General features: G+C 76.2%; 9 protein-coding genes. 2 read left to right on the forward strand and 7 right to left on the reverse strand.

Annotated features, from left to right (window positions below; genetic code table 11):
* Positions 1-18: 18 nt before the first annotated feature.
* Both AB0O09_RS26385 and AB0O09_RS26390 read right to left on the reverse strand, forming a co-directional pair.
* Positions 19-1,278 carry a serine/threonine-protein kinase gene (locus AB0O09_RS26385; protein ID WP_363545202.1) on the reverse strand — a complete coding sequence of 420 codons (1,260 nt, stop codon included), beginning with the start codon at positions 1,276-1,278 and terminating at the stop codon, positions 19-21.
* A gap of 162 nt (positions 1,279-1,440) precedes the next feature.
* Positions 1,441-3,261, reverse strand: a complete 1,821-nt coding sequence (locus AB0O09_RS26390; RefSeq protein ID WP_363545205.1) for a serine/threonine-protein kinase — start codon at positions 3,259-3,261, stop codon at positions 1,441-1,443.
* A gap of 289 nt (positions 3,262-3,550) precedes the next feature.
* On the opposite strand from AB0O09_RS26390, the gene AB0O09_RS26395 reads away from it, so the two are divergent.
* The gene (locus tag AB0O09_RS26395; protein ID WP_363545208.1) at positions 3,551-6,295 is read left to right on the forward strand and encodes an FHA domain-containing protein; all 2,745 of its coding nucleotides are present in this window, start codon (positions 3,551-3,553) and stop codon (positions 6,293-6,295) included.
* Positions 6,296-6,347: 52 nt separating this feature from the next.
* On the opposite strand, the gene AB0O09_RS26400 is transcribed toward AB0O09_RS26395, so the two are convergent.
* The 5 genes from AB0O09_RS26400 to AB0O09_RS26420 all read right to left on the reverse strand — a co-directional run bounded on the left by AB0O09_RS26400 (position 6,348) and on the right by AB0O09_RS26420 (position 12,627).
* Positions 6,348-7,997: a DUF4407 domain-containing protein gene (locus tag AB0O09_RS26400; RefSeq protein ID WP_363545211.1), complete on the reverse strand. Its 1,650-nt coding sequence runs from the start codon at positions 7,995-7,997 to the stop codon at positions 6,348-6,350.
* Positions 7,960-8,958 (reverse strand): hypothetical protein, encoded by a 999-nt coding sequence (locus AB0O09_RS26405; protein ID WP_359983882.1) that lies wholly within the window; start codon positions 8,956-8,958, stop codon positions 7,960-7,962. Before AB0O09_RS26405 ends, AB0O09_RS26400 begins: the two co-directional genes overlap by 38 nt.
* A 21-nt stretch (positions 8,959-8,979) precedes the next feature.
* Complete coding sequence (locus AB0O09_RS26410; protein WP_363545214.1) at positions 8,980-11,091, reverse strand: hypothetical protein; 2,112 nt, start codon at positions 11,089-11,091, stop codon at positions 8,980-8,982.
* Complete coding sequence (locus tag AB0O09_RS26415) at positions 11,088-11,843, reverse strand: hypothetical protein (RefSeq protein WP_363545217.1); 756 nt, start codon at positions 11,841-11,843, stop codon at positions 11,088-11,090. Before AB0O09_RS26415 ends, AB0O09_RS26410 begins: the two co-directional genes overlap by 4 nt.
* A 100-nt stretch (positions 11,844-11,943) precedes the next feature.
* Entirely contained in the window at positions 11,944-12,627 is a 684-nt protein-coding gene (locus AB0O09_RS26420) for a Crp/Fnr family transcriptional regulator (protein WP_363545220.1), read from the reverse strand.
* 278 nt (positions 12,628-12,905) lie between these two features.
* Between AB0O09_RS26420 and AB0O09_RS26425 the strand changes: the two genes are divergently transcribed.
* Positions 12,906-13,457, forward strand: coding sequence for a Pycsar system effector family protein (locus AB0O09_RS26425; RefSeq protein WP_363545223.1), 552 nt, complete (start codon positions 12,906-12,908; stop codon positions 13,455-13,457).
* Positions 13,458-13,460 lie beyond the last annotated feature (3 nt).

Below are 13,460 nucleotides of genomic sequence, written 5' to 3' on the forward strand. Positions count from 1 at the left end.
TTCGCGGAGACCGTTCGGCTACACCGGGGGTCCGAGGGCCGCCGCGGGCCCGCCCGCGGCCGCGTGGGCGGGCCCGGCGGCGGGCGGTTCGGCGGCGAAGGCGCTGTACGCGGCGGCGGCGCCGGCCAGCAGCAGCACGGTGGCGATCAGCACGGCGAGCATCCGGCGGCGGCGCACCAGCCGGCGGCGCCGGTGGCTGGTGACCGGGGCGGCGGAGCGCTGCGCGCGGGACTCGGCGGCGTAGGAGGCGAGCTCCTGCGGGGAGGGGCGGCGCAGGCTGGTGTGGGTGTCGCGGGTGGAGTCCGGCGAGGGGGCGGGGACGAGCGGCACGGCCGGGCCGCGCCGGCGGCGGTGGGTGCCCGTGCCGGCGTCGACCTCGGCGTACACCGCCTCGCCGGGGGTGAGCACGTCCTCGACCGGGCCGCGCTGGGCGGGGACGGCGAGCGGCGGCAGTCCGGCGAGGACCGGCAGCTGCTCGCGCAGCCGGGAGGCCAGCTCGGCGGCCCGCAGCCGGGAGGCGGGGGCCTTGGCCAGGCACTCGGAGATGATCCGCCACAGGCCGTCCGGCATGCCGGGGACGGGCGGGACGCTCTCGGTAACGTGCCGGCGCAGCACGGCGCCGGTGTGGCCGCCGCCGAAGGGCGTGAAGCCGGCCAGCAGCTCGTAGAGCACGGTGGCGAGGGCGTAGATGTCGACGGCGGCGCGCGGCTCCAGGCCCTCGATGATCTCGGGGGCGAGGTAGTCGGGGGTGCCGATGATCCGGGTGGCCCGGGTGCGGCGGGGGGCGTCGACGAGGCGGGCGATGCCGAAGTCGGTGAGCTTGGCCCGGGGGGCGCCGCCGGGTCCGGGCGGGGCGGCGAGGTCGAGCAGCACGTTCTCGGGCTTGACGTCGCGGTGGACGATGCCGGCGGCGTGCGCGGCGGCCAGGCCGTCGGCGACGTCGGCGATCACCGAGGCGGCGGCGAGCGGGGGGAGCACGCCCTCGCGCTCCAGCCGGGTGCGCAGGTCGGTGCCCTGGACGAGGTCCATGACCAGGGCGAGGTCGCTGCCGTCCACGACCATGTCGTGCACGCCGACCACCCGGGGATGGTCGAGGCTGGTGAGGGCGGCGCGCTCCTGGACGAAGCGGCCGACCAGGACCTGGTCGGAGGCCAGGTCCTCGCGCAGCAACTTGACGGCCACCGGCCCGTCCGGGCCCTCGCCCAGCCAGACCGTGCCGGCGGAACCCCGGCCGATCACCTGGTGGACGGTGTAGCGGCTGCCGATCTTGCGTGCCAATGCTGCTCCGTGGGCTCGGTAGGTCGGTGCTCGACGACCAACCTACGCGCCCGACGGCCCTCCGGGGGGCGCTGGAGGGCCGTCGGGGACGGTCGTTTCACGGAAAGTTCGTGAATTGTCGACAAAGTGCCAAAATCACCGCCCTGACGGACCGTCGGCTGCTCACCGACCGCCGTTCAACCCGCTGATCCAGTCGCTCGCGCTGGCGAACCAGCTCTTGACGTTCTCCCAGTACACCGGCAGGTCGGTGAAGTTCCACAGCGCCACCGCGGCGATCGCCAGGATCAGCAGCACCATCAGGCAGCCCTTGAGGCAGCCGAGGCCCGGGATGTACATCCGGTTGCGGCTGCGCGGCCGCGGCTCCCGGCGCGGGGCCGGCTCGCGGCGGGGCGCCGGGGCCGGCTCGGGGCGCCGCTGCGGGGCGGGCTCCTGCCGGCGCTGCGGGGCCGGCGCGGGCGGCTGCGGCGGCGGGTACGCCTGCGGGGCCGGCGCGGCCTGGTAGGGCTGCGGCTGCGCCTGCGGGGGCTGGCGGTAGCCCTGCGGGGGCTGCGGCGGGTTCTGCCGGGCCTGGTACGGCTGCGGGGCCACCGGCGGGCGCTGCGAGTAGCCGCCCGACCCGCGGCCGTTCCGGGGCGGCTGCGGCGGCCGGCCCTGCGGCGCCTGGTACGGCGGCGGGGCCTGGTGGGGCGGGGGCGCCTGGTACGGCTGCTGGGCCTGGTACGGCTGCGGGGCGACCTGCGGGCGGTCCAGCTCCTCCGGGTCGAAGTAGCCGATCTGGGTCTGCTGGTTGCGGTCGCGGGCGGCGCGCAGCTGGGTCTGCCACGGGTGCGGCGCCTCCGGCTCGGCGGCGGGCGGGCCCGGGGGCACCGGCGGCATCACCCGGGTCCGGTCGCCGGAGGCGGCCGGCGGCGGGGCCATCACCTGCGTGCGGTCCTCGGCGCCCGGGGCGGCGGCGACCACCTGGGTCGCGGCGCCCGGGTCGAACCCGCGGGAGGGCAGCACCTGGGTGGCGTCGGCGGAACCGGCCGGCAGCGGGTTCACCGCGGTCGGCGCGGCGGCGGCCAGCGCCGGGTCGGTCACCAGCAGGTCGCCGACGGCCAGCGCGGCCTCGACCGCGGCGGGCGAGGAGTGCACGCCGATCCCGGCCGCGACCACCCGCAGCGCCTCGGCCAGCGCGACCGAGGTCGGCCGCTCGGCCGGGCTCTTGCGCAGGCAGCGCTCGATCACCGTCCACAGCGGCTCGGGCAGCGAGCGCGGGCGCTCCGGCTCCTGGGCGAGGTGGGCCTGAAGCACCGCGATCGGGCCGTCGCCCTGGAACGGCGGACGGCCGGTGACCAGCTCGTACAGCATGATGCCGGCGCCGTACACGTCGACCGCGGCGGTCTGCGGTCGGCCCTCGGCGGACTCCGGGGCGACGTACGCCGGGGTGCCGACGAACTCGTGGGTGCGGGTGATGCCCGGGGAGTCGGCGAGCCGGGCGATGCCGAAGTCGGTGAGCATCGGGTGCATCTGCTCGGAGCCGTCCGGGCCGGCCGTGGTCGCCAGCAGCACGTTGGCCGGCTTCAGGTCGCGGTGGACGACGCCGTCGGCGTGGCTGACCGCCAGCGCGTCGGCGATCTGCGCCATCAGCAGGGCGCCGGCGATCGGGCTGAGCGGGCCGTTGGAGCGCAGGTAGCGGAAGAGGTCCGGCCCCTCGACGAGGTCCATCACCAGGGCGAGCAGCTCGCCCTCCACCACCAGGTCGCGGACCCGGACGATGTTGGGGTGGGTGAGCCGCAGCAGCACCGAGCGCTCCCGCAGGAAGCGCATCACCACGTCGGGGTCGGTGGCCAGCTCCTCGCGCAGCACCTTGACGGCGACCGCGCGGCCCGGCTCCAGGCCCGGAACGGCGGCGTCGTCGCGGACCCGGCCGCGGAAGACCGTACCGGTGGCCCCTCGCCCGAGGCTCTCCTCGATCAGATACTTGCTGCCGACCGGCCGCACCTGTGACTCCTGTGGTCGCTCGTCCTCGCTGCCCGGAGGTCGGACAGGTGGCCACGATTCCGCGGTTTTCGCAAACTCTAACGGTGCCCGGGCGGCTTGCCGAGGCGAGCGCACCGCGAGCTGCACGGAAGTCTCGGGGGCACCCCCTAGGGGACGCCCGGGCTGACGTGCCGTCGGTCCGGCCCCGGCGATGATCGCAAGATCGTCAAATCCGGTACCGTGCCCGGACTGTCGCTCCAGGGTGGCAGGATGGCAGGCACCACACGTGTGCAGAAGGGACCCGGGCGAGATGCAGATCCGGCTCACCGTCCTCCGACCGCGCAGCGGCCCGGCCGGCGCCGGATCGTCCACGGACGTGCTGGTCACGGCACCCTCCGGCACGGCGCTCGGCGCAGTCGCCGGCGCGCTCGCGGGCGCGGCGGGCGTGCGCGGCCCGCGGTCCGCCACGCACGTGCAGCTGTACGCCGGGGCGGAACGGGTGGACGACCAGGCGCTGCTCGGCCGGCCGCCGCTGATCGACGGCGCGGTCCTCTCGCTCGGCGAACCGGACCCGGACACCGGGCCCGACGAGCTGCCCGCCGCCGCCGAACTGCGGGTCGTCGGCGGCCCCGACGCGGGCGGCGTGCACCGGCTGCACGGCGAGGAGATCAGCGTCGGCCGCTCCAGCGAGGCCGACGTGCCGCTCGACGACCCGGACGTCTCCCGGCTGCACCTCGCCCTCCACCTCGCCGACGGCACGGTCACCGTCCGCGACCTGGACTCCACCAACGGCACCCTGCTCGACGGCCGCTGGCTGCGCGGCGACTCCTCGGAGCTGCCCGAGGGCGGACTGCTGCGGCTCGGCGAGTCGACCCTGCAGATCGCCCGCACGGAGATCGGGGGGAATTCCGGGTCGCGGTCCGCCGTGCCGGACGGCGACGGCCACCTCCAGCTGCCCGACCGGCCCGGCGCCCGCACGGCCGCCGCCGTGCCCCCGCCGCCCTCGCAGCCCCCGCAGGTCCCCGGCGGCCGCGCCCGCGGCCTGCTCTCGCTGCGCCGCTCCCGCACCGCGCCCCAGCAGCCCACCCCCGAGGCCGCCGCCCAGCACGCCGCGGCCCGCGCCCGGCAGGCCGCCGCGCAGCGCGAGCGCTGGCCCGACCCGGCCGCCCTGCTGCTCACCGCGCTCGGCCCCGGCCCGAGGCTGTGGGAGCGCACCCCGACCCACCCCGACGCGCTCGCCGTCCGGCTCGGCACCGCCGACCGGCCGGGCGGCCCCGGCACCGCCCCGGGCACGCTGCTGCCCGCCGTCCCGGTCACCGCCGACCTGCAGACCGCGGGCAGCCTCGGCCTCGCCGGGCCGCGGCCGCGGCTCACCGGGCTCGCCCGCGCCGTGCTCGCCCAGCTCGCCGTGCTGCACCCGCCGAGCGGCCTCGCCCTGGTGGTGGTCGCCGCCGACGAGCAGCGCGCCGCCGACTGGGACTGGACGATGTGGCTGCCCCACCTGCGCCCCGGCCAGGGGCAGGACTGCCGGCTGCTGGTCGGCTTCGGCCCCGAGCAGGCCCGGGCCCGGCTCGCCGAGCTGGCCGCCGCCTCGGGCGGCCCTGAGGCCACCGTCCTGCTCGTCGACGGCGACCCGGGCACCCCGGAGGCCCGCGAGGGCCTCGACCTGCTGCTCCGCCAGGGCCCCGCCGTCGGCGTCTTCACGGTCTGCCTCGCGGAGTCCGAGGAGGAGCTGCCCTCCGGGATCGGCGCCCGCGCCGCGGTGACCGGCGAGGTCGCCACCCGGCTCACCGTCGACCTGCCCGCCGGCGGCGCCCGCGAGCGGATCGAGGACGTCGCCCTGGACGCCGTCCCGGCCGCCTGGGCCGAACGGCTCGCCCGCGCCCTCGCCCCGCTGCGGGAGGCCGCCCCGGCCGCCCGCGGACCGCTGCCGGACGCCCTGCGCCTGCTCGACCTGCTCCGGCTGGAGGCCGTCACCCCGGCCAAGCTCTCGGACCGCTGGGCCGGACTGCCGGACGGCGCCGGCGCGGCCACCGCCCTGATCGGCACCGCCCGGGACGGCCTGTGCACCGTCGACCTCGCCGACGCCGAGGCCGCCGACGGCCACGGCGCCGAGGGCGGCCCGCACCTGCTGATCGGCGGCGCGGCCGGCTCCGGCAAGACCGAGCTGCTGCGCACCCTGATCGCCTCGCTGGCCGTCGCCGAACGCCCGGAGCGGCTGGAGATCACCGTGGTGGAGTCCCGCTCCCCCGGCGACCGGGACCAGTCGGCGGGTCTGCGTGCCTGCACCGACCTGCCGCACGTCACCGCCCACCTGGACGCCGCCGCGGACCCGCGGCAGGCCCTGCTCACCGCCGAGGCCCTGCTGGACGAGCTGGCGCGCCGTGAGACCCTGCTCGGCGAGCGGGACTTCACCGCCTGGCACACCGCCCGGATACTCCGCAAGGCGCCCGCCCTGGTGACCGCCGGAGGTCCGACCGCGGCCGCGGCGGCGGCCCGGATGGTCGAGCAGCGCACCGCGCCGGACGCTGCCGCCGCCCCGCAGGTGCCCGCCCGGATGGTCGTGGTGGTCGACGACCTGGACGCGCTGTACGCGCCGACCTCGCCGGCCGGCCGGCCGCTCTCCCGGGCCCTGGCCGCGGTCGCCGAGCGCGGCGGCCGGCTCGGCATGCACCTGGTCGCCGCCACCGGCGCGCCGGAGCGGACGGCGGGCACCGAGATCGACGAGGCCGCCCAGGTGCGGATCGCGCTGCGCACCGACCACCCGGCCGAGTCCGACCAGCTGATCCACCTGCCGGACGCCGCGGCGCTGCCGGAGGAGACGCCGGGCCGCGGCTACCTGCGGCGCCCGGACGGCGGGGTGACGGCCTTCCAGACCGCGCGGGTCAGCGGCCGGATCCCTCGGACGTCCACGCTGCGGCCGACGGTCGTGGCGGTGGACCTGATGCAGCTCGGCCTGCCGCCGACCCGCCGCCCCGTCCGCGAACTCGGCAACGGCCCGACCGACCTCGCCCTGCTCGCCAGCGCCCTCCAGCGCGCCGCCGCCCAGGGCTGAACGCGCAACGGCCGCCCCGACCACGTGGTCGGGGCGGCCGTTCGATCGGGGTTCAGGCCTGGTGGCCGTTCACACCGGCGTGCCGCTGCGGCTCCGCGGACGGCTTGAGGAGCGACCAGGGCACGGGGACCACCGGTCCCCGCCCGCCCGGCCGCTCGGCGGCCGGGGCGGCCACGGGCACCACGGTGTCGGCCACCGGTCCCCCGGCGGGCGCGGCCTGCCCCCGAGCGGCCCGCTTCTCCGCGAGCTTCTGCGCGACGAGCCGCTCCAGGGCGTCGGAGTCGACCGTCGGCGCCTCGGCCGCAGGCTGCACCGGCGCCGGCGCCTCCGCGGCACGGCGCTCGGCGGCGGCCGGCCGGACGCCCCCGCCGTCGGACGACGCCCTCCGGCGTTCACCGAGCTTGCGCTCCCACAGCTCGTCGACGGCCTGCTGCTGGCGGGTCTCCTGCTCGTTGGCGTGCCGTCGGGTCTGCAGGTCGATCTCCATGCGGCGCCGTGCGGCGTGCGCCCGGATCTCGTGCAGCTCGGTCTTGAGCCGCTCGGAGGCCGCCTCCTCACGGACCCGCATCTCGTCCGTGTGGATCCGCTCCGCCGACACGGTCTCGTTCTCCACGAGACGGTCGTAGGCGGTCGCTCCGCTGAAGAACTTCACCAGGACCGGCATGCAGTCGATCAGGACGAAGAAGACCCGGACGAGCCAGCTCGCCGCGCCGATGAAGCCGCTCCGGCCGGCCAGCGCGAACAGCGCGTCGAACCGGTCGCCGAGGCCGACCGGGGCGCCCGGCTGGTCCTCCTGCTTCAACCGCTCGTCGATCCGCCGGACGAGCAGGTTCTGGAAGTCCGACTCCGTCCCGGCCCGGCCCTTCGAGGCCTCGGTGATCGCGCGGTCGAGCTCGGCGAGCTGCCGCTGCTGGTCCCCGACCGGGTGCGCGGCCTCGAAGTTCCGCACGGCCTCCTGGTCGTACTGGCACGCCGGACCGTTCCCGGCCCGGCCGGTGAGGCCCCGGCCCTCGGTGCCGTTGCACTCCTCGTTGACCGTCCGCCGCAGCCCGGCGAGGGTCTTCTGGTCCTCGGCGATCCCGGTCCGCAGCTGGTCGGCCTGCGACCGCAGCTGGTCCAGCTTCCTGGAGACGGCGCCGAGCTCCCCGGAGAGGCCGAGGTCCCGGTCGGTGCAGTCGGCGCCGGCGGGCTGCGACGCATCGGCGGCGCCAGGCGGGCGGTTGCACGCCAGCAGCTCCTGGCGCAGGTGGTCCAGGTGTTGCTGCCGGTCCTGGGCCACCACGGACAGCACCGACGGCTCGAAGATCCGCAGCACGATCGGCTCCGCGATGAGGAAGCCGAAGAAGCAGGCGATGACGAGCCGGGGTGCCAGGACCGAGGCGCGGGTGCGCCAGCGGGAACCGCCGGAGCTCGACACCAGCCAGCGGTCCAGGCACAGCACGAACACGGCCCAGCCGAGTGCCGCGAGGACGAACCACGGCCGGACCCCGCCGATGATCTCCTCGAGCGCGAAGAACATCGAGAACCCGCCGATGGCCGCGGTGCACACCATGACGGCGCCCAGCGCGCTGTACCGGGCCCGCTCGGTGCGGACGCGGGCGAGCAGCTCCTCGTCCACGCCGGTCAGCACCCGCAGCCGGCGGCCGGCGGACCCGGGGCCCGGATCAGTCGAAGAGGTCGTTCTCGTCGGGAGGATTCTCATCGTTCTCCTTCCTGGGCCGCGCGCCGGCGAGGGCGGAGACCTCCTGGCCGCCCCGGGTGATCCGTCGGTCGGCGGCGGACGGGCCGCCGACCGGACGGGTGATCTGGTCGACCAGGCTGTCCACCAGCCGCTGGGCGTCCACGAAGTCGAGCTGCTTGTTCTCGTTGAGGATCTGCAGCGCCTGCATGATGTGGTCGCGGGCGGTGGCCTCGTCCTCGCGCGACGCCCGGATGGCCTCCCCGAGCCCGTACTCGCCGCGCACCAGGCCGAGCGCCGTCAGCGCGTCGGGGCCCTGCCGGACGAGGGACGTCATCCGGCCGATCTCCGCGTCCTCGCCGCGGCTGCGCAGCGCGGCGATCTGCTGCTCCCAGGTCTCGTTCCGCACGGCCACCGCCTGGGTGCGCAGGTCCGTCGGGGTGTCGACCTCGGCCAGCCGGAAGGTGACCGACAGGCCGGGCGCGTCCTCGTACGGGAGCAGCTGGCAGTACGCCTCGACCCGGGCCTCCACCAGCTCCCGGACTTCGGTGATCTGGGAGACCCGGTAGCTGCTGCCGATGTTCAGCAGCTTCCCGTCCCGGCGGACGTAGCGGCGGAGTTCGCCGGCGAGGTCCACGGCGCCGTTCTGGGCCGCGATGTCGGCGCGGACCACGGTGGCCTGGAAGACCACGTGGATGTCGAAGCTGTCCGCCGGGTCGGCGGACGGGACGTTGAGCTCGACGACGATCGTCCTCGGGCGCAGGTCGACCACGCTCACCGAGGTCGCTTCGAGCAGTTCCTCCTCGGCCCCCGTGAGCCGGTGGCCGACGTCCATCTCGACGCACCGCCCTCCGACGTGCAGGACGAGGGCGGTGCCGGGCTTGCGTTCGGGCAGGTCGGAGAGCGGACGACGGCGGGCGGTCAGAAACCTCTTCGGAACGGCTTCGAGAAGCCTCTCCTGAATGACTGGGTATGGTCGTTCCACGGCGTGATTCCCGGTGTTCGGTCAACGGAGGGACGGGTGGGCCGGCCTGTCGGCACGGCTGTCGAGAAAGGCCTTGAGGACGCTGTGCGACACCTCGGGGTCCCACCGCGGCTGGGTGAGCGCCCGGGCGACGACCTGGTAGGCGTCCGGGGGGAGCCTGGGCAGCAGTTCGGCGCCCAGGCGGGCGGCGGCCGAGGACGGACCGCCGCGCTGTTCGAGGGACTGCAGGGTGCGGCGCAGCACGGTGACGGCTTCCAGCCGGTGCGGGCCGCTGTGGATCGCCGTGGCCCACACCTCGGCGATCGGCGCGATGTCGACCGGCCGTTCCTGGACGACCCGGGCGACCACCGGGACGTCCGAGTCGGGCAGCGGCATGGCGAACACCGACAGCACGGTGGTGAGGGCCGTCCGCCGGTCCGTGGCGTCGGCGCCGGGGCGCAGCAGCGGCCGCACCTTGCTCAGCAGGAACCGCGGCACGGCGCTCGACCCGGAGGCGGCGTCCGCCTCCACGCCGAGCAGGTGCCCGAGCGCCCGTTGGGCGAAAGGCCGGATCCTGTCCCCACGCAGCGAGAGCACCCACAGCCAGCGCAGCGCTTCGGACAGGTAGCGCTGGCCGAGGACGCCGCCGAGGGCCACGGCCGCCGTCATGGCGCGCTGCTGTCCCCTGTTCCGGGCCCAGCCGACCGCGGTCTGCAGGGCGAGCGGCGCGAGCAGGTCGTCCTGCGCCATCGCCCACAGCACGCCGACGGCGGTGAAGCGCTGCGGGAGCCGGCCGGCGGCCCAGCCGTCGAGGTGGAGGCCGGTCACCTCGGCCGGGTTGCAGCGGCACAGCGCCGCGAGACCCCGGGCGACGGCGAAGTGCTCCGGGCCGAGGGGCCGCTGCACCACGCCGGCCAGCCAGGCGCGGACGGGGTCCCACAGTTCGGTGCCGTACCGACGGAACAGCTCGGCCATGAACAGCTGCTGCTGGTGCCCGGTGCGGAAGGCGGGCCGGTGCTCCGAGCCGAACGGGCGGTCGGACGCCTCCTCCGCGAAGAACTCGCCCAGCCCCGACTCGGCGATCAGGGTGGCCCTGGTCTGCGGGAACGGCACCGCCTCCGCCGGCTCCGACGGGGCCGGTGCTTCGGCGCCCAGGTGAGTGGTGATCAGGCGGTCCAGTTCGTCGGAGAGCCGCTCGAAGCCGTGCAGCCCGACGCCGGAGAAGAACGCCAGGGTCGCCACGGCGGCGAGGGTCCGGCGGGTGGGCGCCGCGCCGTCGAACCAGGCCTGCACCCGGGCGGCGTCGTTGTCGGCGACCGCGGCGAGCGCGGCGTCGACGCCGTCGATCAGGCCTTCGGCGAGCTCCACGATGCGGGCGGGCCGGGCGAGTTGGCGTGCCCGGTCGGTGAGCCTGGCCAGGTCGTCGGCGTCCAGCCGCGGGCAGGCCAGCCGGTCCAGGCAGTGCGCGAGCAGGCGTTCCGGGTCCACGGTCGTCCACGGCACGGTGAACTGCGGCAGGTGGCGGACGGCGGCGCTGCCGCGTGCCGCCGTGATGACCAGGCGGGAGCGCGCGGCCCGCAGGCGTCCGGACAGTTGCTCGGCGTCGAACAGCGTGGCCGAGGCGCCCTCGCCGCCGGCCGGCGACCAGTCCTGCACCACGTAGACCGTGCCGGCCTTGAAGCCGGTGTCGGCGAGTTCCTCCAGCGTGCGGGTCGGCGGCAGGCGCAGGATCTCGCCGTCGGCCGCCCGGAACTGGTGCGCCAGCATGGTCGAGCCGGCGGCCCGACCGGTCCCCTCCACCCCGGTGAGGATCACCAGGTGGCGGTCGCGCAGGACGCCGGCCGCGACCGGGTGGGCGTCCGGCGGCAGGTAGCACCGCTCGACCCTGGCGATCTCCAGGGTCGCGACCTTGCCGCTGCGGCGGCCGGACCGGGCGGCCGTGGTGATGCCGACGGTTCCCTCGACGACGACCTGGCCGTAGAAGTTGTTGATGTTCTGAAGTACCTGCGCCTCGTCCGGTTCCGACGGGTCGGTGTCGGTCTCCTCCGGCGCCGGCTCCTGCGCCGCGGGTGTCCGCGCGGCCTCCGGCGAGCCGTCCGGGCGGTCCGGCCCTGGGTCGGACGCCGGCTCGGCGGGCCGGTCCGTGCCGCTCACCGGAGGTTCCCGCCGCCCAGGTTGATCCCGATCACGCCGGCCTCGACCGGGCCGTGGAAGGTGTTCTGCACCTGGGCCCGCGGGGGTTCGGCGGCCGGCGCGTCGGCCGCGCTCCGCGGTGCGCCGCCGTCCTGGGCCTGCGGGGCTGCCGGGTCCGGCGCGGACGGCCGGCTCCGCCGGAAGAGGCGGATCCACGCCGCACCGGTGTAGTCCCTCAGCTCGAGCCCGACCCGGAGGAAGTCGGACGGCCGGGTGGAGACGTGCCGGTTGGCCACGATGTCCGTGAAGACCCGGTCGGACAGCACCAGGGCGAGGTCCGCGTCGGGCGTCTCCTCCAGTGCGGCCTTCAGCTCGTCGCTGTTGAGCAGGCGCGCCGCGACGACCGCCGCCTGGCCCGCGAAGCCGGTGTCCGAGGGGTACGCCACGCCGAAGTGCGCGGCGGCCCGGAGCCGGAGCCGGAACTCGGGGAGCCGGCTGTGGTTGTGGCGGTCGAGGGCGGCGTCGAGCTCGCGCATGAAGTCGTCGACGATCCGCGGCTCCGGCTGGTCCTGGGGAACGAGGGAGAACTCGCAGTCCCCCTGGTACTGGCACGTCCAGCGGCTGCGGTCGAGCCCTGCGGCCAGCGCCGCGCGGTCGAGCAGTCCGAGCAGGGTCTTCTGCAGCTCGTCCTGGCCGACCGCGTCGTGGCCGCTGTAGCCCTTGGCGTCCACGCCGAGGACCAGATGCCGCGCGAAGCGGTCCTTGTCGTTCACTGTTCTCCTTCCACCGCGCCCGCGATCGGGCCGCCAGGGCGCGGCAACACGTTTCCACGCAGGCGGAGGCACGTTTCCCGCCCAGGCGGGAAAGACGGATTCAGCCCTGCGCCCCGCGGAGCGACCGCGGGTCCTTGACCACGAGCGCCCGTCGCCGGCGCTCGACGAGGCCGCGTTCCTCCAGGACGCGCAGCACCTTCTCGACCGTGCGGACCGAGACGGAGGCGAGCGACGCCAGGTCGGCCTGGGTGCATTCCGGGCCGACGACCCAGCCCGTGCCGGGGGTCGGCCCGTAGACGTCGGCCACGTCGGCGAGGGTGTGCGCGATCCGGGCCGGCGCGGTCAGCGCCCCGAACTCGGCCCGCCGCTCGTTGGCGGCCCTGAGCCGGTGGGTCACCGTCTCGGCCACGGCCGTCGCGGCCGTGGGGTGCGCGGCCAGGAAGCGGGTGAAGGCGTCGGCCGGGACGACCCGGGCCCGCACCGCCGTGGCGGCCGCGACCCTCGCCGAGCGCGGCATCCCGGTCAGGAAGGCCATCTCGCCCAGCAGGTCCCCGCCCGCCCGCAGCGCCAGCACGCTTTCGTACCCCGGCGCCGCGGATCCGACGACCTTGGCAAGGCCGGACAGCAGGAGCACGAGGTGCCTGCTGTCGTCACCGTGGTCCAGGATGGTCTCTCCTCGCCGAAAGACGCGCTCCCGGCCCGCTCGCAGGAGGTCCTGCTCCGCGGTCCGCTCGAGCGAGCCCAGGAAGCTCCGGTCGGGCCAGACGGGTCGGTCCTCCGGCACAACCCCTCCCACCCGGCACGCACGGGACCCATCACAGGGCCCATGCCGCCATCAAGTGGCTTGCCGGGGAACAACTCTGACACACTTTCGGACGACTTCGGGGCGACTCCGGCGAAGTCGCCCCGACCGGGCCGCGGGGCACCTGCGGCGCCTCCTCGGAGGTTCCGCCGCGACCGCTGCCGGGCAGGTACGGTGCACCGTGTCGCGCCGACCGGGAGGGGGACGGCGGGCCGGCCGATGCGCACGTCGTGCCCGGCACGAGGGGGAAGGGGATCGACATGCAAGCAGGTGCACCCGCCGAAGGTCCGGTCGCGGCGCCGTCCGCCGCCGACTCCGGCAGCGTGGGACACGCGTGGCGGGTTCTGGACGGCGTCACCGCGTCCATCAACCAGGCCGACACCAAGGCCGGCGTCGTCTTGGCGGCGGCCGGTGTGCTGGGCGGCGTGCTGTTCAACCTGGTCGGCGGCGGGAGGGGACCGGGAGCGTGGGCGGTGTCCGCGACGGTGGTCGCCGCCGTGCTGGTCCTGGCCGCGGCCGGCTGCGCGGGGGCGGCGCTGTATCCGCGCCGACGCGGGGAGGGCGCCGCGTCGAGCCTGATCTACTTCGACCACATCGTCCGCAGCGGTGCGACGGCCGACGGCCTGGCGCAGCCGCTGGCTGGACTGCTCGCGGACCCTGCCGCGCTGACCGCGCAGATCGCCGGGCAGGTGTGGGCGAACGCCCGGATCGCGGGCACCAAGTTCGACTGGGTCGACCGGGCGGTGCGGCTGCTGCTGGCGGCCTTCGTCGCAGTGGGCGGCGCGGCGGTGGCCGCGGCCCTGAAGGTCTGAGGC

This window comes from Kitasatospora sp. NPDC093679, assembly GCF_040683455.1.
Taxonomy (GTDB): Bacteria; Actinomycetota; Actinomycetes; order Streptomycetales; family Streptomycetaceae; genus Kitasatospora; species Kitasatospora arboriphila.